Annotated in this window: 20 protein-coding genes; 5 read left to right on the top strand and 15 right to left on the bottom strand. The window is 63.2% G+C overall.

Translation table 11 applies throughout. The annotated features are described in order from the left end of the window. Window positions 1-338: 338 nt before the first annotated feature. Window positions 339-1,106 carry an EamA family transporter RarD gene (rarD, locus tag ABC383_RS26270; protein WP_413018722.1) on the top strand — a complete coding sequence of 256 codons (768 nt, stop codon included), beginning with the start codon at window positions 339-341 and terminating at the stop codon, window positions 1,104-1,106. 109 nt (window positions 1,107-1,215) lie between these two features. Here rarD and ABC383_RS26275 read toward each other — a convergent pair whose 3' ends face one another. Both ABC383_RS26275 and ABC383_RS26280 read right to left on the bottom strand, forming a co-directional pair. Further along, window positions 1,216-3,801: a bifunctional aconitate hydratase 2/2-methylisocitrate dehydratase gene (locus ABC383_RS26275; RefSeq protein ID WP_413018723.1), complete on the bottom strand. Its 2,586-nt coding sequence runs from the start codon at window positions 3,799-3,801 to the stop codon at window positions 1,216-1,218. Window positions 3,802-4,148: 347 nt separating this feature from the next. Next, the gene (locus ABC383_RS26280; RefSeq protein WP_413018724.1) at window positions 4,149-5,432 is read right to left on the bottom strand and encodes an FAD-dependent oxidoreductase; all 1,284 of its coding nucleotides are present in this window, start codon (window positions 5,430-5,432) and stop codon (window positions 4,149-4,151) included. A 259-nt stretch (window positions 5,433-5,691) separates the two neighbouring features. On the opposite strand from ABC383_RS26280, the gene ABC383_RS26285 reads away from it, so the two are divergent. Both ABC383_RS26285 and ABC383_RS26290 read left to right on the top strand, forming a co-directional pair. Then, the gene (locus tag ABC383_RS26285; protein WP_413018725.1) at window positions 5,692-6,678 is read left to right on the top strand and encodes a Vgb family protein; all 987 of its coding nucleotides are present in this window, start codon (window positions 5,692-5,694) and stop codon (window positions 6,676-6,678) included. Between the two features lie 29 nt (window positions 6,679-6,707). Continuing rightward, complete coding sequence (locus ABC383_RS26290; RefSeq protein WP_413018726.1) at window positions 6,708-6,959, top strand: PEP-CTERM sorting domain-containing protein; 252 nt, start codon at window positions 6,708-6,710, stop codon at window positions 6,957-6,959. A gap of 57 nt (window positions 6,960-7,016) precedes the next feature. Here ABC383_RS26290 and ABC383_RS26295 read toward each other — a convergent pair whose 3' ends face one another. The 7 genes from ABC383_RS26295 to ABC383_RS26325 all read right to left on the bottom strand — a co-directional run bounded on the left by ABC383_RS26295 (window position 7,017) and on the right by ABC383_RS26325 (window position 14,718). After that, entirely contained in the window at window positions 7,017-8,168 is a 1,152-nt protein-coding gene (locus ABC383_RS26295; protein ID WP_413018727.1) for an ABC transporter permease, read from the bottom strand. Beyond that, entirely contained in the window at window positions 8,165-9,097 is a 933-nt protein-coding gene (locus tag ABC383_RS26300; protein ID WP_413018729.1) for an ABC transporter ATP-binding protein, read from the bottom strand. The genes ABC383_RS26295 and ABC383_RS26300 overlap by 4 nt, the downstream gene beginning before the upstream one ends. A gap of 1 nt (window position 9,098) precedes the next feature. Continuing rightward, window positions 9,099-10,115: an HlyD family secretion protein gene (locus ABC383_RS26305; protein WP_413018731.1), complete on the bottom strand. Its 1,017-nt coding sequence runs from the start codon at window positions 10,113-10,115 to the stop codon at window positions 9,099-9,101. Window positions 10,116-10,217: 102 nt separating this feature from the next. Then, the gene (locus ABC383_RS26310; protein WP_413018732.1) at window positions 10,218-11,444 is read right to left on the bottom strand and encodes a type II toxin-antitoxin system HipA family toxin; all 1,227 of its coding nucleotides are present in this window, start codon (window positions 11,442-11,444) and stop codon (window positions 10,218-10,220) included. Then, entirely contained in the window at window positions 11,441-11,857 is a 417-nt protein-coding gene (locus tag ABC383_RS26315; RefSeq protein ID WP_413018734.1) for a helix-turn-helix domain-containing protein, read from the bottom strand. The genes ABC383_RS26310 and ABC383_RS26315 overlap by 4 nt, the downstream gene beginning before the upstream one ends. 167 nt (window positions 11,858-12,024) lie before the next feature. After that, on the bottom strand, window positions 12,025-12,423 hold the full coding sequence (locus ABC383_RS26320) for a response regulator (protein WP_413018736.1): 399 nt from the start codon (window positions 12,421-12,423) through the stop codon (window positions 12,025-12,027). 3 nt (window positions 12,424-12,426) lie between these two features. Continuing rightward, the gene (locus ABC383_RS26325) at window positions 12,427-14,718 is read right to left on the bottom strand and encodes an ATP-binding protein (RefSeq protein ID WP_413018737.1); all 2,292 of its coding nucleotides are present in this window, start codon (window positions 14,716-14,718) and stop codon (window positions 12,427-12,429) included. Between the two features lie 511 nt (window positions 14,719-15,229). Between ABC383_RS26325 and ABC383_RS26330 the strand changes: the two genes are divergently transcribed. After that, a complete protein-coding gene (locus ABC383_RS26330; RefSeq protein ID WP_413018739.1) occupies window positions 15,230-16,297 on the top strand; it encodes an SDR family oxidoreductase in 1,068 nt (355 codons plus the stop codon). Window positions 16,298-16,559: 262 nt separating this feature from the next. Further along, window positions 16,560-16,991, top strand: coding sequence for a YybH family protein (locus tag ABC383_RS26335; RefSeq protein WP_413018741.1), 432 nt, complete (start codon window positions 16,560-16,562; stop codon window positions 16,989-16,991). Window positions 16,992-17,203: 212 nt separating this feature from the next. Here ABC383_RS26335 and ABC383_RS26340 read toward each other — a convergent pair whose 3' ends face one another. The 6 genes from ABC383_RS26340 to ABC383_RS26365 are packed head-to-tail and all read right to left on the bottom strand — an operon-like array spanning window position 17,204 to window position 22,282. Next, window positions 17,204-17,458, bottom strand: a complete 255-nt coding sequence (locus ABC383_RS26340) for a GFA family protein (RefSeq protein ID WP_413019326.1) — start codon at window positions 17,456-17,458, stop codon at window positions 17,204-17,206. Between the two features lie 15 nt (window positions 17,459-17,473). After that, complete coding sequence (locus ABC383_RS26345) at window positions 17,474-18,253, bottom strand: hypothetical protein (RefSeq protein ID WP_413018743.1); 780 nt, start codon at window positions 18,251-18,253, stop codon at window positions 17,474-17,476. Between the two features lie 25 nt (window positions 18,254-18,278). Continuing rightward, window positions 18,279-19,616, bottom strand: a complete 1,338-nt coding sequence (locus tag ABC383_RS26350; protein WP_413018744.1) for an amidase — start codon at window positions 19,614-19,616, stop codon at window positions 18,279-18,281. A 40-nt stretch (window positions 19,617-19,656) separates the two neighbouring features. Beyond that, window positions 19,657-20,340, bottom strand: coding sequence for a DUF2848 domain-containing protein (locus ABC383_RS26355; RefSeq protein ID WP_413018746.1), 684 nt, complete (start codon window positions 20,338-20,340; stop codon window positions 19,657-19,659). 38 nt (window positions 20,341-20,378) lie between these two features. Next, window positions 20,379-21,665, bottom strand: coding sequence for a TRAP transporter large permease (locus tag ABC383_RS26360; RefSeq protein ID WP_413018747.1), 1,287 nt, complete (start codon window positions 21,663-21,665; stop codon window positions 20,379-20,381). Then, on the bottom strand, window positions 21,662-22,282 hold the full coding sequence (locus ABC383_RS26365) for a TRAP transporter small permease subunit (RefSeq protein WP_413018748.1): 621 nt from the start codon (window positions 22,280-22,282) through the stop codon (window positions 21,662-21,664). The genes ABC383_RS26360 and ABC383_RS26365 overlap by 4 nt, the downstream gene beginning before the upstream one ends. Window positions 22,283-22,350 lie beyond the last annotated feature (68 nt).

Raw genomic sequence — 22,350 nt, forward strand, 5'->3', positions numbered from 1 at the left:
AGGCGGATATCAAAGGCTATTCACCCGCATGATCGATCTGGCTGCATCCAGCCACAGGGCACCTCACCGAGCATATCCGCTCAAACGCTGACAAACCAGATCCTGCCCCTTTCCTGCTGAGCAATTCGTTGCCGCGTCATCAAAACGCTGGAAGCAGCGCCGCTTTCCGTTTATAAAGTGGCTTCGCCGGGGCACTGTGCCGCTGGTGAACGCTGCGAAAGGGATTGCGTTGCACATTGGCGTCTTGCTATCGGTCACAGCTTCGGTGCTGTTTGCAGTCATGTATTTACACAACGCGCCTGACTCCGTTGACGGGTGTGGAAATCTTCGGATGGCGGATGTTGCTCACGTTTCCGTTCGCCACCGTGCTGATGTGGCGATTCGGCGATTGGACGCTTGCGGCAGGCTTATTCCGGAAAATGCTTACCGCGCCGCGCGTGCTGCTCGTCCTACTCGTTACTTCGACGCTGCTGGCGATACAGATCTGGCTCTTCATGTGGGCGCCGTTACATGGCCGCGCACTTCAGGTTTCGCTGGGCTATTTCCTGCTGCCCTTGACAATGGTGCTGTCGGGCTGGCTCTTCTATGGCGAACGGCCATCGGGTCTGGAAAGGGCGGCGATCGTCTTTGCCGCGGCGGGCGTGGGCAACGAGCTGTATCACGTGGGCAGCCTGTCCTGGGAAACAATGCTTGTGGCGCTGGGTTATCCGGCGTATTTCCTGCTGCGCAAAAAACATGGCATGGCGCATCTGACCGGCCTTTGGTTCGAAATGGGCCTCATGATGCCGGTGGCCGCCTGGTTCGTGCTGCAACGGCCGGACGTTGTGGCCACGTTTCAGCACCGCCCTACCCTGCTCCTGATGATTCCTGTACTTGGGCTGATCAGCGCCGCGGCACTGGCCTGCTACATCGTGTCGAGCCGCTATCTGACATTGACGCTGTTTGGCCTGCTTGGCTACGTGGAGCCAGTGCTCCTCGTGTGCGTTGCGCTTGTGCTCGGGGAGAGTATCGCGCCGCAGCAGTGGCCGACCTATATGTCGATCTGGGCAGCTGTCATGCTGCTGGCACTAGGCGGCCTGCGGCATGCGCTGGTCGGACGACGCTGACGTTGGCTCCATTGAAAAAGGCTTCCCTCGGGAAGCCTTTGCCTTGCGCTTGCAGCACCGGGCTCGATCAGCAGGATGAGGGGAAGCGCCCCATCCCGCCGTGCCCTGCTTATACCTTGACGGTATCCGCCACCGAGCTGAACTCTTCCAGCTTGTCGAAGTTCATGTAGCGGTAGATATCCGCCGCATTCTTGTCGATCACGCCGGTGTGCTCCAGGTACTCTTCGCGGGTCGGAATGCGGCCCAGCGTCGAGCATACCGCGGCCAGTTCAGCCGAACCCAGGTAGACCTGGGTATCCATGCCGAGACGGTTCGGGAAGTTACGCGTCGAGGTCGACATCACGGTGGAGCCCTTGCGCACCTGCGCCTGGTTGCCCATGCACAGCGAGCAGCCCGGCATTTCCATGCGGGCGCCGGTGCGGCCGAGCGTGCCGTAGTGGCCTTCGGCGGTCAGCACCTGCTGGTCCATCTTGGTTGGCGGCGCAATCCACAGCTTGACCGGGATGTCGGTCTTGCCTTCCAGGAGTTTGGAAGCGGCGCGGAAGTGGCCGATGTTGGTCATGCAGGAACCAACGAAGACTTCGTCGATCTTGGCGCCGGCAACTTCGGCCAGGGTCTTGACGTCGTCCGGATCGTTCGGGCAAGCGACGATGGGCTCGTGGATGTCGGCCAGGTCGATCTCGATGACTGCTGCGTATTCGGCGTCGGCGTCCGGCGCCAGCAGCTCTGGCTTGGCCAGCCAGGCTTCCATCGAACGGATGCGGCGCTCCAGCGTACGCTTGTCCTGGTAGCCGTTGGCGATCATCCACTTCATCAGCGTGATGTTCGAGTTCATATACTCGATGATCGGGGCCTTATCCAGATGCACGGTGCAGCCGGCGGCGGAACGCTCGGCCGATGCGTCGGACAGTTCGAATGCCTGTTCGACCTTCAGCTGCGGCAAGCCTTCGATTTCCAGGATGCGGCCGGAGAAGATGTTCTTCTTGCCCTTCTTTTCCACCGTCAGCAGGTTCTGGCGGATCGCGTACAGCGGGATCGCATTGACCAGGTCGCGCAGCGTCACGCCCGGCTGCATTTCACCCTTGAAGCGCACCAGCACCGATTCCGGCATGTCCAGCGGCATCACGCCGGTGGCGGCGGCAAAGGCGACCAGACCGGAACCGGCCGGGAAGGAAATGCCGATCGGGAAACGGGTATGCGAGTCGCCGCCGGTGCCGACGGTGTCCGGCAGCAGCAGGCGGTTGAGCCAGGAGTGGATCACGCCGTCGCCCGGACGCAGCGCCACGCCGCCACGGTTGGAAATGAAGTTGGGCAGTTCCTTGTGCATCTTCACATCCACGATCTTCGGATACGCGGCGGTGTGGCAGAAGGATTGCATCACGAGGTCGGCCGAGAAACCCAGGCAGGCCAGGTCTTTCAGTTCGTCGCGGGTCATCGGGCCGGTGGTGTCCTGGGAACCGACGGTGGTCATCTTCGGTTCGCAGTAGGTGCCGGGACGCACGCCCTGGCCTTCCGGCAGGCCGCAGGCGCGGCCGACCATCTTTTGCGCCAGCGAGAAGCCCTTGGTCGATGCGACCGGGTTCTGCGGCAGGCGGAACAGGGTGGACGGCGCCAGGCCCAGCGCTTCACGCGCCTTGGCGGTCAGGCCGCGGCCGACGATCAGCGGAATACGGCCGCCGGCGCGGACTTCGTCGAACAGCACGTCGGACTTGACCTGGAATTCGGCGATCACGTCGCCGTTCTTCAGCGCGAGGCCTTCGTACGGACGCAGTTCGATCACGTCGCCCATGTCCATCTTGGACACGTCGAGTTCGATCGGCAGCGCGCCGGCGTCTTCCATCGTGTTGTAGAAAATCGGCGCGATCTTGTTGCCCAGGCAAACGCCGCCAAAGCGCTTGTTCGGGATGAAGGGGATGTCTTCGCCGGTGAACCACAGGACCGAGTTGGTCGCCGACTTGCGGGAAGAACCGGTGCCGACCACGTCGCCAACATACGCAACCAGGTTGCCCTTGGCCTTGAGTTCCTCGATCTGCTTGATCGGGCCGACCTTGCCCGGCTCGTCCGGGTGGATGCCGGTGCGGGCATTCTTCAGCATGGCCAGCGCGTGCATCGGGATATCGGGACGGGTGGTGGCGTCCGGCGCCGGCGACAGGTCGTCGGTGTTGGTTTCGCCGGTGACCTTGAAGACGGTCAGCGTCAGGCTCTGCGGCACTTCCGGACGCGAAGTGAACCACTCGGCATCGGCCCATGACTGCATGACGGCCTTGGCGTTGGCGCTGCCCTTGTCGGCCAGTTCCTTCACGTCGTGGAAGTAGTCGAACATCAGCAGGGTTTTCTTCAGGCCTTCAGCGGCCACGCCGCCGACGACTGCGTCGTCCAGCAGGTCGATCATGGGCTTGATGTTGAAGCCGCCCAGCATGGTGCCCAGCAGACGGGTAGCCAGTTCGCGCGAAATCAGCGGGCTGGTCTCGGTGCCCTTGGCGACTTTTTCCAGGAAGGCGCTCTTGACCTTGGCGGCATCGTCCACGCCAGCCGGAACGCGGTGGGTGATCAGGTCGACCAGGAAAGCCTCTTCGCCAGCAGGCGGATTCTTCAGGAGTTCAACCAGGTCGGTGGTCTGTGCGGCGGAAAGCGGAAGCGGAGGAATGCCCAGGGACGCGCGTTCGGCGACGTGGGAGCGGTACGCAGCTAGCATGAGAGTGCTCTCTAGATAAAGGATTAAAGGACAAGGGAATCGCCAGCGATTCCAGAATTCCGCTATTGTACATCAACAACTCTTATATAAGACATAAGACCAGCGAGAATAGTCGGGAATTTGTAACGTAATGTGGGATTGCGACCTCACGAGGGTGAACAGGAGGGGTGGACAGGCATGGAGGCCTGCCGCGCAGCCCAGGGCGCCATGCTCCGGCGACGAAAGGGTGCCGAAGCTTGGCGCCATACCGGGCATTAAAGGTTGCTGCCTTCCTGGTGAAGTTTCACCGGCAAATTTGCGCGTTCCGTAAATGCAACAGCCTTCTTCGCTGCGATTACGCCGATTGGCTACATGCCGTCCAGATGTTCCGCCAGGCGCCGTCCCAGGCACAGCAGCGTGACCGTCGGCGGCAGGCCCCATGCTTCCGGGATCACGGAAGCATCGCAAACGAACAAGCCCGCCGTCGATGTCTGCAGCTGCTCGTTGACGCCCTCGCCTATCCTGACGCTTCCGCCCGGATGCGCGGCAAAGTGGACGCTGCTGAAGATATGCCGGGCGCCCGCCTGCGCCAGGATGCGCCGCGCCAGGCCGACACCGTCGCGCAATTTGCGGCGGTCTGCCGGCTGCAGGGATTTGCTGATCCAGCGCGGCCCGATGGCGCCGCCTATCTCGTCGCGTATCTTCACCATCACGGTGAGCGTGCGGCGGTGGGCCAGAAGCCGGTCGATGCGACCGGCCTGGGCGGCGAATGCCTGGTACATCGGCCGCGGCAAAGTCATGTCGGCCAGGGTGATGCCCTCTTCCGGCAAATGCATGCCGGCCGCCATCGGCACTTCGGCGCCGCCGTCGATATCGTGCACCGTGCCCATCACGGCAATCACGGGGTCGGTAAAGTGCTTAGCCCGCGCCGGGCCAAGGCCGGAGGCATGCAGCAGGCGCGGGCTGCCGATGCCGCCGCCGGCGAGCACGATGACGCCGGCGAAGCGCTGCTGCACCTGCTTATGCCGCACGAATTCCACGCCGACCGCGCGGCCGCCCTGCACGATCACCCGTTGCACCGTTGCGTCCGGAACTAGTTCGGCGCCAGCGGCGACGGCTTCCTCGACCATGTTGCGGGCCGTCCATTTCGCGCCAAACGGGCAGCCATAAACGCAGCGCCAGCAGCCGGTGCGGCACTTGTCGGGCAGGATCATCTTGTCAAGCTTGTGCCAGTCATGGCCAAGCGCCCGCGCCGCTTGCGCCAGACGTGCGGCCATGGGTCCGACCAGCGCGCCGGGCAGCGGCGCCATCGGTATTTCCTGTTGCAGCGAGCGCAGCGCCGGCTCCAGGTCGATGCCGTATTTCGCGAACATCGGCATCGGCGGCGCCATGGCGGTGGCAAAGTTGATCGCCGAACTGCCGCCGGACGTCACGCCGCGCACCAGCAGCGAACCGTCCGCATTGATGAATGCGCCCTTGCCCGGCACTGCCGCCATGGCGGCCATCTGGCGCAAGGTGCCTTGCAGCGGCGCGGCGCTGCCCTGTTCCAGCAGCAGCACGCGCCAGTTGCGGCGCGCCAGATCGCGCGCGACGATGGCGCCGGCCGGGCCGCTGCCAACGATGATCGCGTCTAGGGCTTGCTCTGTATGCATGCGGCTTCGGGAAAAGGGAAGATGGAAAAGGGAGATGCCTTGGCGTGATGCAAGCTGGCGGTACGCGCCACCATGTCCGCCGTGCAGGCGGATTTTACAGAACTTGGTGCGGGTAGCGAGAACGGGCTTGCCGTGCACATGGTCATAGCTGCTGTGGGCAAGCGGAAAATCATGAGGCTTGGGAGCATAGATGCTGCGTCGGTCGGGCGCCGGCTATGCCAGCGCCCTGGAGACGACAGCAAATGAAGGAAATCAAGCCATGCTGAAACGGTTCTTGTTATGCGCCCTGCTGCCGGCACTGGCCGTGGCAGGCGGCTCCAACTACACCGTGGCGCCGGGCGTGTCGCGACCGGCCGGAAAGATCCGCGAATGGAACGTGCCAACGCCGAAATTCGCCCGCGACCCGGCGCCCGCTCCCGATGGCCGTATTTATATAGCCGTGATGGCGGGCAACCGGCTGGCGCGCTTCGATCCGGCTACGGAACGCTTCGAGGAATGGGAACTGCCCGCCGGCACCCGGCCGCATGGCCTGGTGGTCGACGAGCGCGGCACGGTCTGGATGACAGGTAACGGCAATGGCACCTTGCTGGAAATACCGTTCAGCAATGGCCAGCCCCAGGCGATGAAAGCGCACCCAACGCCTTCCGGCGGCACGCCGCACACCATCGTGTTCGACGGGCGCGATACGCTCTGGTTTACCAACCAGTCTGCCAACAAGGTCACCCGCTACCAGCGCGGCAGCGGCAGGATGGAGGAATTCAGCACGCGCGACGGCCCGTATGGCCTTGCAATCGACCGGGACGGCAACGTCTGGTTCTGCCAGGCCAGCGGCCAGCGGGTCGGCCGCATCGATGTCCGCTCCGGCAAGATCACCGAAATCGACCTCGGCGCCGGCTCGCTGCCACGCCGCATCGCGGCTGCGCCCGACAACACGCTCTGGGTCGTGCGCTACGGCGATGGCAAGCTGACGCATATCGATGCAGCCAGGCAATCCATTATGAAAACCTATGCGATGCCTGCCGGGCCGCAGGGCAATCCCTATGCGGTGACCGTCGACGGCGCCGGCAAGGTATGGGCGAATGAAATCTCGGTGGATACCGTGTCGCTGCTCGATCCGCTCACCGGGAAATTTCAGGTGTTTTCACTGCCTACCAGCAATGAGGGCATCCGCAAGATGATTGTCGATGCAAAGGGCAGGCTCTGGTATATGGGCAGCCATAGCGGGAAGCTGGGTGTCGTGCAATAGCTTCCCTGTTTCTGCAGCTTCCTCGGTGGATGGCGAAAAACGCCGGCAGGGATGTCGGCGAGCTCGACAAGCTGGTTATTTCCAACGACCAGGTCAACTTCCCGACCGGCGGCTGCGGCGCCGACCACTGCAACATCGGGCGTCTGAGCCATTACACCCTGCTCGAAGGCCCGGCCGGCGGCGGCGCTGGCGGCAAAGTGCCTGAACCGGGAACCGTGGCCCTGTTCAGCCTGGGCCTGCCGGGCATCGCGGCCTCCCGTCGCACGGCAGGCAAGGCGTAAGCAAAGCCGCGCTCCTGAAAACCCGCTCGCAGAGCGGGTTTTTTCATGCGCCTGCTCTCAGTCCATTGTGCGCCTGTAGGTCTTCAGACCTAGTCCCAGCACCGCCGTAGTAAACAGCAGCAGCGGCCAGATCTGTGGCCACAGCAGCGCCAGGCCATTGCCTTTGAGCAGAATGCCGCGCACCAGCACCAGGAAATGCGTCAAGGGCAGAAGGCTGCCCACGGCTTGCGCCCATTCCGGCATGCCGCGAAACGGGAACATGAAGCCGGACAGCAGCATGGAGGGCAGAAAGAAAAAGAAGGTCATCTGCATCGCCTGCAGCTGGTTGCGCGCGATCGAGCTGAAGGTGATGCCCAATGTCAGGTTGGCGCAGATGAACAGCAATACCACGCCATACAGCAGGAGCAGGCTGCCATGCATGGGCACGTTGAAGATCCAGCGCGCCGCCAGCAGGATCAGGCTGACCTGGACCAGCCCGATCAGCACGTAGGGAATGATCTTGCCAGTGATGACTTCCAGCGGCGTGGCCGGCGTCGCCAGCAGGTTCTCGAACGTGCCGCGTTCCCGTTCCCGCGTCATGGCCAGGCCGGTCATCAGCACCATGGTCATGGTCAGGATCACCCCCAGCAGGCCGGGCACCACGTTGTAGGCGGTCATGGCTTCGGGGTTGTAGCGGCGATGCACCCGCAGTTCCAGCGTGCGGCCCGGCAGCGCCGGCTGGACCTGCTGAACCTGCCTCCCGGGCAGATCGGGCGCGAACAGGCCGGGTCCGAGCTGGTTCAATACCGCGATCGCGCCGCCGGTTGCCATCGGATCGGTGGCATCGGCTTCCACCAGCACCACCGCCGGCTTGCCGCGCACCAGGTCGCGGTGAAAGCCGGGCGGAAAGGTCACAACGAATTGCACCCGGCCCTGGTCGAGCAGCCGCGCCGCCTGGCTTTCGTCGACACTGCCCACGATGCGGAAGTAGCCGCTGGCCGCCATTGCCGCGACATAGGAGCGGGCGAAGGGTCCGGGGTCGGCCATCACCACCGCGGTGGGCAGGTTCCGGGGGTCGGAATTGATGGCAAAGCCGAACAGCAGCAGCTGGATCAATGGAATGCCGACGATCATGCCGAAGGTCAGCCGGTCGCGTTTCAACTGGATGAATTCCTTGACCACGATGCCCAGCCAGCGCGACAGGGAAAAGGCCATGGCATGGCGCTTCATCGGGCTGCGCCCTGGGGGCCGGCGCTGCCCTGCATCAGGTCGATGAACACGTCTTCCAGCGATGCGGGAATCTCCCTCATCGCCAGCCCCGTGCCGCGCAAGGCCTGTTCCAGGCTGGCCTGCAGGCGGGCAGCGTCGCGGCCGCCGACATGCAGCGTGGCGCCGAAGCTGCTTGCCAGTTCCACGCCCGGCAGGCTGCGCAGCGACTGCGCCAGGCCTGGCGGCAGCTCGCCGCTGACTTCCCAGGTGCAGAGGCGCCGGCTCTGCACCACCTCCTGCGCGGTGCCCGAGACCAGCAGCCGGCCGTCGGCGATGTAGGCCAGCCGGTGGCAGCGTTCGGCTTCATCCATGTAATGGGTCGACACCAGCACGCTGACGCCGCTGGCGGAGAGACCGTGGATCTGCTCCCAGAAGTCGCGCCTGGCACGCGGGTCGACGCCGGCGGTCGGCTCGTCGAGCAGCAGCAGGCGCGGCTGGTGCAGCAGGCAGGCGGCCAGCGCCAGCCGCTGTTTCCAGCCGCCCGACAGCGCGCCGGCCAGCTGGCCGCGCCGGTCCGCCAGGCCGAGCCGCGCAAGCATCGCATCGACCGCCGCGCGCCGGCCGCGCATGCCGAACATGCGGGCAATGAAGTCCAGGTTCTCGGCAACGGTGAGGTCTTCCCACAGGGAGAAGCGCTGGGTCATGTAGCCGACCTGGCGCTTGATCAGCACGCTGTCGGTCATCACGTCCAGGCCCAGGCAGGTGCCGCTGCCGCTGTCGGGCGCAAGCAGGCCGCACAGCATCCGGATCGACGTCGTCTTGCCGCTGCCGTTGGGCCCGAGGAAGCCGAAGATTTCTCCCTCCCGCACCTGCAGCGCCAGGTCCTTCACCACGTGCCGGTGGCCGAAATGCTTGTTCAGGCCGACCACATCGATCGCCAGCGGCGTCATCTCAGCGCTCCGCGATGCGCACGTCGATCGGCAGGCCCGGCCGCAGGCGCGCGGCCTGTTCCGGCAGCGGCGCGGCTTCTACCCGGAACACCAGCTTTTCCCGGCTGCCGCGGCTGTAGATCACGGGCGGCGTGTATTCGGCCTGCGGCGCGATGAAGTCGATGGTGCCGCGGATCGGCTGGACGCAGCCGTCGCAGCCGGCCTCGACCGCCAGCCCGGTCTGCAGGCGGGCGAGCGCGGTTTCGGGCACGTAGAAGCGCAGGCGGCGGCGCTGGTCGGGCAGGAGGCTGGCCACCGGTGCGCCCGCCGCCACCCATTCTCCGGCACGGTAATAGGTCTCGCTGACCTCGCCGGCAGCGGGCGCCCTGACCGTCTTGCTTTCCAGCCGCCAGCGCATCTGCGCCGCCTGTGCCTGGGCCGCCAGCAGGTCCGCTTCTGCCGCGCGCACCTCGGCGCTGCGGCCCAGCGCCGCGCGGTAGGTGGCGAGCTGCTGCTGCGCCGCTTCCACCTGCCCCTGCATCTGGTCGCGCTGGCTGCGCGCTTCGTCCAGGCTGGCCGGGGAAACGAAATGGCGCTCCGCCAGCGACCGCTGCCGGCCGAGTCGGCTTTGCGCGAGCGACAGGCCGGCCTGTGCCGCCCGGACATTCGCTTCCAGCGCCGCGATTTCCGGCTGGCGGCGCGGCGCCGCCAGATTGGCCAGGCGCTCCCTGGCCGCGCCAACCCTGGCCTGTGCTTCGTCCAGGGATTCCGCATCCGGGTCCCCGGCTAGCGCAAACACCGCCTGTCCAGGCGCCACGCGGCTGCCGCGCAGCGCATCCAGCGACTTCAGATAACCTGCCTGCGGCGCAGACAGGTACAGGAATTCGCCCTCGATATAGCCCTGGTAGAACGACGGCCCGCTGTCGCTGCAGGCGCACAGCAGCGCAGCCAAGGCAGGCAGCAGACAGGCAAGCCGGCGCGGCACGGGCCGGCTTGCGGCGCCGGGTTCTGCTCCCGGCTGGCGTTGTCTGGCGAGCATGGACGGCATTTGCGCTGGCGCTTGATTGCTCCGGATAACAATTAGAAACCCGATGCCCTGGCAATGACCTGATCGGGCGCAGTATTCAGCGCTGCAGGCGCCTCAGGCCATGCGCCCGCGGTTGGCTTCGATAGCCCGGGCCATCTGCTGGCGGGTGGCCGGGCGTATCGCATAGTCCTTGCAGATCGTCCTGAATTCGCCGGCCACGGCGGCGAAGCGATCGATCGTGGCCGCGGCCCATGCGGCGTCCAGGCTGTTGGACGCAGCCAGGCGCATCAGGTGTGCCCGGCCGGGCGCGCGCCCTTCGCCCTCAATATCCATCTGGTGCTCGCCGCCCGGACCTTCGCAATAGCTCAGGTCGTAGCAGGGCGCAAGCTTCCACGAACATGTCTGGTCCATGCGGAAGGAAAAGTTTTTCGCATGATCGTCGCGGTTGTGGAAGACCACGTTGAACGCGCAGCGCTCGAAGGCCTTTTCCACCTCGCGCTCGCTGTGCGTAAAAAGACGGGTGGCGCGCAGCAGGGTCTGGTAGCTCACGCCCGGCAGCCGGAAGTCGGCATGCAGGGCGCCGGCCAGGCTGTGCATGGGCACGCGCATGTCGTCCTCGCGGTCGAAGCGCTCGATGCCGAAGGCTGCATGGCGCGGGCCAAGGTCGAAATAGCGGGTACGCGGCATGTCCAGGCCGCACGCCTGCGCAAGCCAGGCATAGCAGGCCTCTATGGCGCAGACTTCGCGGTGCTCGTGCCTGCCGGGGAATTTCACCAGCCACGGCGTACCTGGCGCATCGCTGCGGGTGCTGACCGCGCTGGCGGTGGCATCGTACTGCACCAGCGCCTTGGGCCTGGCGCCCTGCGGGCTGCCGCCCAGCACCAGCAGCTGCTTCAGCGCCGCGGTGTCGCGGTCTGCCACCACCGCCTGCACTTCCCTGGCCAGCGCCAGCAGTTCCAGGTCCGGCGTTTCCAGCGCGCTGTCCATCGCGGGTTCGAACGTGAGCGCGCCCATCGCCCGGTCGCCCAGAAAGGCAAGCCGGTCCAGCGGCGACACCTGCTGCGGCTGGCGCCCGAAGTGCCTGCTGAAGAAGCGGTCCATCAGCAGCAGGCCCCAGCCGTCCGGCAGGGCATCGGCCACCAGGCCCGGCAGCCTTGACTGGTATGCGGGGAAGCCGCCATAAGCGCCTGTCCGGAGCTTCAGATGCCGCGGCGACAGTTCGATGCCCCGGTGCAAGGCTTCCGGCGAATACTCGAACAGCAGGTGCTGTCCGCTCTCCGCGAGCGTGGCCAGCGGCCAGTGCTGTCCCCAGCCGCAAAAGAACACGTCCAGCTTTTTCATTGGCCGTCCCCGGCGCGGCGCCTGGCGCGCGGCGCGCGTATACGCTTGGCCTGCTCGGCCCGTTCCATCCGGGCGATCGAGTCGATCTTCAGCACGAGCAGCGACTGCAGTTCATCCGCGAGGCCGAGACCAAGGACGGTGCGGATGAAATTTTCGAAGGTGCACTTGCCCTTGCCTTCCAGGAGCTTCAGTGTGTTGACGCCGATCCCGGCGCGCTCTGCCAGTTCCACCTGGGACAGACCTTGCGCCAGTCGCTGGGCACGCAGGCGCCTGCCGAGTTCCAGCCGGATTTCCTGTTCACTTGCGAAGCCGAAGTCAAGCATGGTGGGATAGGCGATGAAGGGCGGGAAGGAAAGTGTAGCCTTAAAGCGACTGTCTTGGTTTTTTAAAAGCCTATTTTTGATCCCTAACAAGCATATTTTATAGATAACCGCCTAATTATTGGCTTTCGAGCCGGTCGAGCCAAATTCATTTTCGCTCGATGGCCGCCGGCCATCCCTGGCCCGGCAACGGCGTTTCGGATTGAAAAACCCTAGAAACCGGTCTTGCATCCAGGGCGACCTTGTCAGGCCGTGCCGATTCAAATGCATTGGAGTATTGCGTCGCGCAGGGCGGCAATTCCGATCGGCTTGGAAAGGACATAGGCTTGCAGGTGCTGCAGGCGCTCCGACGACGGGATGTAGCCGCTTATTAAGAGGATCGGCAACTCGGGCCGCTGCCTGGCGATGTTTTCGGCCAGGCTGACGCCGTCCATCGAGCCTGGCATCTGCACATCAGACAACAGCAAATCATAGTCCTGGATGGACTCCTGAAGCGCTGCATCGGCACTGCACACCCACCGTGTCTTGCATCCCATCATATCCAGCAGGATGGAAAATAATGCGCCGACATCTGCTTCATCTTCCACGTAGAGGATGCGAATACCTTTCAGACGATCGGCGTTGGTGGAATCACCGGGATTCATTGAATGCAGCGCCATGTTCTATTTCGCCTGTACCCGTTCGTGGATGTCGGCGTCGGTCGCCAGGGGAAGCGTGAATGAAAAAACACTCCCGCCTTCCGGAATATTCCGCGCCCAGATGCTGCCCTTATGCTGTTCCACAATTTCCCGCGCAATCGCCAGTCCAAGGCCGGTGCCTTGGGCATCCGCCTTTTCTTCCTGCCAGAACCGGACAAAGACCCGCTCCACGTTTTCCGGCGCAATGCCTACTCCCGTGTCCTCTATGCTGAAAACCAGCATGTCCCCGAGTTTCCTGACCGAGGCGGTAATACGCCCGCCTTGCGGCGTGAATTTCAGTGCATTGCTGATCAGATTGCCCAATACCTGATCGATTCGATTTCGCTCGCACCATACTTCGCTGTCAGCTTCCTCCACGCATTCCAGCAGCGATATCGCCTTTCTTTCGGCGAGCGGCATGGCAAGTTCGAATGCATCCCGTACCAGTTCGCCGGCTGCCACCCTGGTGAAATGGCGCTTGGCCGTGCCGTTTTCCACCTTGACCAGGTCGAGAACGCCGCTGGCCAGGCGGTCGATGGCATCTGCGGCGCGCAAGCCGCGCTGCAGCAGGGAATGCACCGAGTCTGGCAACGCGTTTTCCTTACGCTGCATCATCTCGAGGCTTATCTTGATAATGCTGAGCGGCGTTCGCAAGTCATGCGAAACAACGTGCACCATGTTTTCCTTTTCCAGGCTTGCCTTCTCGGCTGCAGCTCTTGCGTACTGCTCCTTGTGGAATTCGCGCTCCAGGTCCAGCGCCAGAATGCTGTTCCTCAGCTCCGTAATCGCATCGATCTCGACCTTTTTCCACGGCAGGGAAACGCCCTCGACGGTTTCCAGCCAGGAGTTGAACGAAGCGCGCGGATGCAGGGTGAGATGATCGCCCGCCTGCCGGACCGGCTTTTCCGGATTGCCGGCCCAGACCACCGTCGTCGCCACTTCCGGCCTGAACCACAGGATGTAATTGCGCTCCGACTTGGGTATCGGTATGGCCGCCAGTCCGCTTGCCACATTCCTGTAGCCATGGGCCGGGGGGAAGTGCTTGCTCAGCTGATTGGTGAAATACAGCTCGTTGCGGTTGGGCCGTTGGCTCAGCCAGTCAACCAGCTTTTCAATGTCTACCAGGTCCGGCGTATCGCCAACGATCGTCCATTGATTGTCATGGTAGACCGCCGCTGCGGCGCCCCGGGCGGCGGCCAGGTCAAGCATGTTGGGCTGATGCTTGACCAGACCGGCTACCAAGTCCTCCTCCTGCCCCATGTAGTGCAGCAGCGACTGGTGCACCGCGCGCAGCCGGGCTCTGTAGTGCGTGTCGTCGAGCGAATGTTTCAGGTGGATCTGGGAAGACACGAGTTGGCCAACCATCCGCGCGCCGACGCGGCTGCTGGTATCGAGCAGCCGGGGCGTTGCGTGATGGCAGGCGATGAGCCCCCATAACTTGCCGTCGTCGAGCAGGGAGATGGTCAGCGTGGCCTTGACCTGCATGTTGCGCAGGTACTCCAGATGAATCGGCGAAACGCTTCTCAGCGCGGCATGGCTCAGATCCAGCGGCGCCCCGTTGAGGGGATTCATGCCGGGATAAAGCGGGACAGGCGCATACCCCACATCGGGAATCATGCGCAGCCAGTTTTGCAAGAAGACCGCCCTTGCCTGGGGAGGAATGTCGGACGCGGGAAAGTAGTGGCCGAGGTAGGAATGCATATGCGGCGCGCACGCTTCGGCGACGACCCTTCCGTGCCAGTCTTCCGTGAACTGGTAAAGCATCACCCGGTCGAACCCGGTGATTTCCTTCACCTGCTGCACAGCGACGTCGCACAGTTGCTTCAGGCTGCCGGTCGCATAAAGTAATTGCACGGCGGTGCCAAGTCTGCGGTTATAGGAAAGCAGGTCCAGGTTTCCCGCACTGCTAGGCTCAAGTTCAAGAAGCAGGCAGCCCGAATGCCTGTGCGCCGTCAGTTCCCAATGACGGTTGCGCAGCGAAGACGGCAGACAGAGAGTGAGATCGAATGCAGCCTGTTCGCGTACGCTCTCGCTGGCCAGATATTCCTGCAACAGCGGAAACTGCTCTTCCGAGATGAATTCTGCGAGTGAACGGCCGATCAGTTCCTCTGCCCTGATACCGAATGCCTCCTGACAATTCAGGCTGGCATTGTGAATGCGCAGACTCGGATAGTCGACGCCGAGCAGCAGGCCAAACGGCTGAACTGCGCCAGGAATATGAATGGGCTCTTTTGCGCAGTCCGGGAATGACCCTGGCTCGATTGTGTTTATTTCCATACACAAGATTCTATTCAGAAAAGGCATTGGTTGCGTTTCTTCAAGCAGGCAGTGTCGTTTCGATCAATACCCAACGGCAAGAATTAGTTGTCAGTTTCAACATTGACAATCGTAATAACGGTGACGGGCGCGGTAATGGCAGCGTACGGACGCTATCCGGCAAATCCGATTGAACGGTTTGAAAACGCCCATGCAAGGGCTGCACTCAACGATACGCCTGGCGGGCAAGTGGAAACGATGCTTGTCAACACAATGGCAGCACTCCCGCACGTCAAGGCGGGGAAACCCCATGCCCTAGGAGTTACACCGGCAACGTGCAGCTAACTGCTTCCCAACGCGCCGACCAAGAGCGAAGCCGGATTCGATGTCGTCATCAATGCATGGATTGGATTAACCGGTCCGCCCAAACAGCATTTCGACGCATTTATCGGATCAAGGGCATTTTCTTGGGGATGTGTTGTCCCATACCGAAACAAGCTTCCGCTTGCTGAATTGAAACTGGAGAAAACGCATGCAGAGAACTGCTTTGGTCGTCGGCGTTACCGGCATCGGCGGCAGCCATGTCGCTCGACAACTCGTTTCCGATGGATGGACTGTCTACGGTTTGGCTCGCCGCCCGCAACAGTATTCGGGTGCCGTGATCCCCGTCGCGGCCGATCTGCTGGATGCAGAAAGCTTGAAGAGCGCACTAGCCGATATGTCTCCGACGCATGTGTTCATTACTACCTGGATGCGCAATGCGACGGAGGCGGAAAACATTCGCGTCAATGCGGCCATGGTTCGTAACCTGCTCTCCGCATTGGCGGTGAAAAAGACGCTGCGTCACGTTGCCCTCGTTACGGGACTGAAGCACTACCTCGGTCCGTTCGAAGCCTATGCGCAATCCGGCACCTTGCCTGAAACACCGCTACACGAAACCCAGCCCCGTCTTTCCGTTGAAAATTTCTACTACGCCCAGGAAGACGAGGTATATGCCGCTGCGGAACGCGACCGGTTCACTTGGACGATACATCGGCCACATACCGTGATCGGCATGGCGGTTGGCAACGCGATGAACCTTGGCACCACATTGGCGGTTTATGCATCGATCTGCAGGGAGACTGGTCGCATCTTCCAGTTTCCCGGCTCGCAGGCGCAATGGAGCGGGCTGTCCGATGTCACTGATGCCCGCATGCTGGCGAAGCAATTGGTATGGGCGGCCAACACGGATGCGGCGCGAAACGAGGCATTCAATATCGTGAACGGCGACGTGTTTCGCTGGAGCTGGCTGTGGGGCAAGCTGGCCGAATGGTTCGGCGTGCAGTCAGCCGGCTTTAGCGGCAGCGTTCAACCGCTGGAAACAGCCATGCAGAATGATCATGCGGTATGGCGTGAGATCGCAGAACGCAAAGGGCTTGTTGAGTCCGATTTGGACCGCTTGGCATCGCCCTGGCACACCGATCTTGATCTGGGCCGGCCGATTGAAGTCATGACCGACATGGCAAAGAGCCGAAAGCTTGGCTTCTGCTCGTACCAGGCAACTGACGAATCGTTTTTCGATCTGTTTGCCCAACTGCGCGCTGCGCGGCTCATTCCATGAACAGAACGATACATCGCACGTGCAGCTCCTTTCTCGGTAAAGCTTAGCGGAGGCTGCGCGTATCAAGGTCGCGAAACGACCCACTGCAGAAATTCACTGGATCTTGATGGACGCCCGCTTTGCAAAAACGCCAGCCGATTGGCCCGCACGAGAGGTGTTGAGATTTCTCAGAGCAGCAGAAATAAGGGAGACTACCGTTATCTCCATCTCTTGAAACAATGCCACAGCAGCTTCCAATTACCGTGTTGCGGAGAGGCCTACCATGCTCACGAAATTCGCTCTAACAGCAGCGTTGCTTGCTCTGTCGGGATGCGCGTCGATGGACCGTTCAGACGTAGGAGTGCAACAGGGAATGTCGGCCTTTCGGGACGCCTTCAACAAACATGATGCGGCGTCGCTTGCAACGGTCTATACCGAAGACGCCCGGCTCATGCCGTTTAACGTCCCCATGCTGACAGGCCGGGCAGGAATCCAATCTTTCTGGCAAGCCCGCTTCAACCAGGGACTCTCTCATATAGAAAAGACACCCATCGAAGTGCAGACGCTTGGCGATACTGCCATCGAGATGAGCCGCTATGTCGTGACGCTGGGAGAAAGAAAGATCCAAGGCAAAGATATGTTGGTGTGGCGACGAGGCACCGACGGCAAATGGCGCATTGCTGCCGATATTTGGAACAACGACCAGCCCTTATAGAAATGCCTGCCTTCGGCCACGGAGCAGTCTTTTGCGTTGCCCCGCGCGAAGGCTGGTTTTGGCCGGCTGCTGCTCAACCCGAAGGACCGGATGCAACTCGAATCTGACCTTCAACGCTAGCCTTGAAGCACTGCTGGAAGGCCAAGCGCGTAGGTATGGAGAAGCACCGTTTTTCGGTCGCTCCATTGGCCGCAGCGGTGGGCGTTACACCACTATCGACCGGCTTGCCATTCTGGATAAGAAGGAAGGTTGCTTTCGTCCTGCAACCAGGATACGTCGTGCGAACGCCATATGTGCATGACTGGCTTGGAACCAGGGTCTTCATCCAACATAGCTACCCGCACGATAACGTGGGGATGAGCGACCCGCTCGGACATAAGGTGTGCGCCGCAGGCAGAACAGAAATGCCTGAATTTTCCCGCCGGCCACTGGGTCCAGCAAGAAGCAAGGCCTGCGGTGAACGAAATACTGCATGGAGTTCATCAGCCCGTCCGCGACCTGACAGCGGCGCGCCTGTACCTGATCCAGAAGGTCGTGCCCTGCACCACCAGCGCGGCAGCCATCGCCAAAGGGAAGGAGTAAGCGGTACCCAACTGCGGCAACAGCGTGGATACCGCAAAACAGAACGCCGCGAACGCATACAGGCCGCCGGCCACCCCGCGCAGCAAGTGGATCGCAAACCCAGCGCCGGAGAAGCGATGCGAGAAGACTGCCAGCACCAGGCTCATTACGGGGTATGCAGTGGCGACGCCGCTCAGATGCGGGCCCAGGCCTTTGGCGAAGTAAGTCACGGCCAGCACCATGGCGGTGCCGGCCAGCATGCGTGCGGCAAGTTCGCCGCGCGGCGGCGCCTTGCCCGGCAACTCGATGGGTACATGGGGAAAGGCGCGCGGCGCCAGCCACAGGCCGACCACCGTAATGGCAAGCGCAGCCAGCGGTGTCATTGGATAACTGGTCAGGGCAAGCGCCGTCACACTGAAGACCACGGTCGCGACGAACAGGCAAAGCCACCACGGCGCGCGCGTGGCGGCCCACGAATAGGCGACGCCGAAACTCACATTAGCCATCACCCCGGTCAGCGCCCAGAGCGCTGCACCGGCGGCAAAGGGCGCACCCTGTTCCAGCGAGACCACCAGCAATATGGGGCCAGCGACAACCGGAAACCCGGTAAGCCAGCCAGCCACCGCCGGCCCCCAGCGCCGGCCGGCCAGGGTGATCAGCACGACCAGCGCCGGTACGAGCAGCAGCCGGATCAGCAGCATGGCCGCATGGCGTGTCCTGGCTGCTTCAGCATGCCGCCAGCGCGGCTTCCACCGAGCGGCTTATCCGCAGTACTTTCGCGTCGTCGCCAGCCAGGCCACACACTGCAAGCCCGACCGCGGGCTCGCCTGCCCGATGGCAAGGCAGGGACAGCGCACAGCCATCGAGGAAATTGATCACGGTAGGATTGCGCAGCACCAGTGCATTGGTTGCGAAAAAAGCGTCATCGTCACTTTCCAGCGGCGCGAGCAACGGCGCCTCAACCGCGACCGTCGGCATGAGCCAGGCGTCGAACGTGCGCAGGCGGCGGCTGGCGACGGCACGCAGCCGCCGCCGCGCATCCAGCAGGTCGATATAGTCAGCGGCGCCCTGGAGCTTGCCGCGCTGTATGCGCTGTGCAACCCGCTGGTCGTATTGCGCCGCGCCCGTTTCCAGCAGCTGCCGGTGCCATGCATACGCCTCGGCGGCAACCAGGCCGCCGCGGCTATTAATTTGCGGAATCTCCAGCAGTTCGGGAAAGTCGAATCGATCGATGACAGCGCCGGCTGCGGCCAGCATTGCCAATGCGCGCTCGAAGCTGTCGCGCACCGGCTGGCTCAGGTCGGCGCCGACATAGTCGCTGGTCACGCCGAAACGCAGGCCCGCCAGCGGCAGCGCCTCCGTGTCCAGCGCTTCGCCCGATAACACCGCATCCAGTATCGCGCAGCAGTCGACCGAGCGCGCCAGTGGACCGACCGAGTCCAGCGAGCGCGATAGCGGCACCGCCCCGTCCAGCGGCACCCTGCGCGCAGTCGGCTTGAAGCCGGTCAGGCCGCAAAACGCCGAAGGGATCCGGACCGACCCACCGGTATCGGTGCCGAGCGCCGCCACCGCCATGTCGAGTGCGACCGACACCGCGCCACCCGCGCTGGAACCGCCGGCGATGCGCTTGGCATCGAAGGGATTGGCCGGCGTGCCGTAATGCGGGTTCAGTCCGAGGCCTGAGAAAGCAAACTCGCTCATGTTGGTACGGCCCAGCAGCACGGCGCCGGCGGCGCGCAGACGGGACACCGCCGGCGCGTCGTTCGCCGCCGGCGCGGCGCCGGCCAGCACCCGGGAGCCGGAAGCGCTCGTTTCGCCCTTTACATCAAACAGGTCCTTGATCGACACCGGCAGTCCGGCCAGCGGCGACGGCACATAGCCGGCCGCGCGCGCAGCATCGCTGGCGCGGGCGCTCGCCAGCGCGCGGTCGGCATCGACGCTGATATACGCATGGCCGCCGGCGCCGCGATGCGCCTGGATGCGGCCCAGGGCCTGTTCGACCAGTTCTACGCTGGTGCTGCGGCCAGCCGCAAGGTCGGCGGCAAGTTCGCGTATGGTAGGCATGATGGCTTCCTTCTCCGGTAATAAAATGGCAAGGACAGGCTCAGGCAACTTCCGCCAGGATGTCCAGCGCATAGGTGTGCGACAGCGTGCGGCCGCGGCGCGGGTCAAACAGCTCCATCGAAAACGATGCCGCCGGCCGTATGCCGCCGATGGCGTTGACGGTGCCGCATGTCATGCCGGTGCCTTCGGGCAGCGCCGCGCCGTTCGCATAGCCGGCGATCAGTTCCTGCGGCGGACGCAGCGTCGCCAGCGTGCCTTCCTGGTAAAGCACGGTCTTGCCGTTTTCCTCGATGTGCGATCGAATCACCAGTTCATCCCAATAGTCGGCGACATCGGCGAAACGCCATGCGCCGCGTGCGACCGGCTTCGGGCAGATTTGCTTGGACAGCGCAACGCTATGAGTTTCGAGCTTGCGGTCGGTATGGTCGGACGCGATGCTGACATACAGCTCGCCTTCGAATGTGAAAACAAAGGTCTCGACTTCGCCCGAGGTGTCAGGGCCTACCACCTGCACTCGCGGCGCCTGGGTAAGCAAATTCTCGCCGACACGGTAATACAGGGGCACCGCGCTGGGCCGGGGCACGCCCAGTGCCAGCAGTTCTTCAATGTGGTGTTCGATCGCATCGAGGTCGCGTCCAGCCCAGCCGGCCACCACCACGTTCTGCAGCGATACGTCGATCTGGCGGACGCCGCCATCCTGTTCGACCTGGAAAGTAATGTTCATGAATTCATCCTGTATAAAGTGAAAAAATGCGCCTGCCTTCAGTTGCCGAATACACGCGGCAGCCATAGAGCGAGGTCAGGGAACAAGCTGATCAGCGCCAGCAGCACGAACAGGCTGGTGACAAAAGGCAGCGAGCCGATAATGACGGCATTCATCGAGCCGGCCTTGCGCAGGCTTTGCACGACGAACAGGTTCATGCCGACCGGGGGCGTGATCAGCGCGGCTTCCACCAGCATCACGATGACGATGCCCAGCCAGATCGGGTCATAGCCGAGGGCGATCATGATGGGCGCGATGATGGGTATGGTCGTGATCATCATCGACAGCGTTTCCATGAAGCAGCCGAGCACCAGGTAAAAGACAATGACGACCAGCAGCATCCAGCCCGGCGACAGCCCAAGCCCGGTGATGGAATTCGTCAGCGCGGTAGTGAGGCCGGTGGCCGACATCACGAAATTGAGGAAGGCGGCGGCGATCACGATCAGCATGATCATCGCGGTCGAACGCATGGTGCCTTCCAGCACTTCGCGCAGCATGGAAAAGGTCAGGCGACGATGTATGGCTGCCAGGATCAGCGCGCCCAGCACGCCCAGCGCAGCCGCTTCGGTCGGCGTCGCCAGTCCGGCGTAGATGGAGCCGACTACCAGCAGGAAGATGCCCATGGGCGGCAGCAGGTGTACCAGGCTGGCGATGCGTTCGGCCCAACTGGCGCTGACCTTGCGCCCGCCCCATGACGGCCGAAGCAGGCAGGCAATGACGATGGTCACCATGAACAGCAACGCCAGCGCGAACCCGGGGATGATGCCCGCCAGATAAAGCTTGGGCACGGAAGAGTTGGTCAGCACGCCGTAGATCACCAGGTTGATCGATGGGGGTATCAGTATGCCCAGGGTGCCGCCGGCTGCGATGCTGCCCAAAAACAGCGGCTCGTTATAGCCATAGCGCCTGATCTGCGGAATGGCAACCGTGCCGACGGTCGCGGCGGTCGCCACGCTGGAGCCGGAGGTGGCCGAGAACAGTGTCGATGCGCCGATGTTGGCATGCATCAGGCCGCCAGGCAGCCAGGCCAGCCACATGCTCATCGCGTTGTACATGCGCTCGGCAAAGCCGGCGCGCAGCAGCACTTCGCCCAGCATGATGAACAGCGGTATGGCCACCAGCAGAAACTCGGTGCTGGTACCCCAGGACACCTCGCCCAGCGCGCGCGCCAGCGGCAGCATGGAAAACAGCGGGTCCAGGATCAATCCCAGCACGCCGAGCGCGGCGCCGACCGGGATGCTTAAGCCGATCAGCACCAGCAGCAGGATCATTGTGGTTGCAATCATGCCCGTTCTCCCGCCACGATGCGTTCGCCGGCCGCGGCTTCCTCGCTGGCCTCCTCGACGGCGGAACGCACGCCGGCCAGCTCCCTGACTGCCTCGATGTCGCCGGTGACCAGCGCCACAGACGCCCGCACCAGCATCAACGCCAGCACCACGCACATCCAGATCAGACCGGCGACCCACAGGCCCTGCGGCAGCCAAAGCGGCGTTGCCAGCGGCGTGTTGGCCCTGGCCTGCTGGGTCCACGAAGTGGCCATTACGTCCCAGCCATACCAGGTCAGGCTGCCGATGAACACTGCCATCGCCACCAGCGACAGCCAGTCGAGCACGCCGCACAGGCGCACCGGCAGCATCTGGTAGAGAACATCGACCCGTACATTGGCCCGCTGCAGTATCGTGAAAGCCAGCGCCCAGGTGGTGCTGATGGCGAACGTATAACCCGACACCTCATCGGCGCCGCCGGTGGTGAAGCCGAGGAACTTCCGGGCCAGCACGTCGAAGCAGATCAGCAGCACGCTGGCCAGTGTCATGGCACCGCCCAGCAGCACCGCGGCGCGCGACAGGCCCTCCGCGCGGCGATACAGCGCGGACAATAGGGGAAAACGAGAGGATTGCGTCATGGACAGGACATCTTTCCTGACAGGGAAAAGGAGCGGAGCGGGCCAGCCGGCCCGCTTTCCGGAACGGC

The organism is Noviherbaspirillum phoenicis (assembly GCF_047237965.1).
GTDB lineage: Bacteria > Pseudomonadota > Gammaproteobacteria > Burkholderiales > Burkholderiaceae_D > Noviherbaspirillum_A.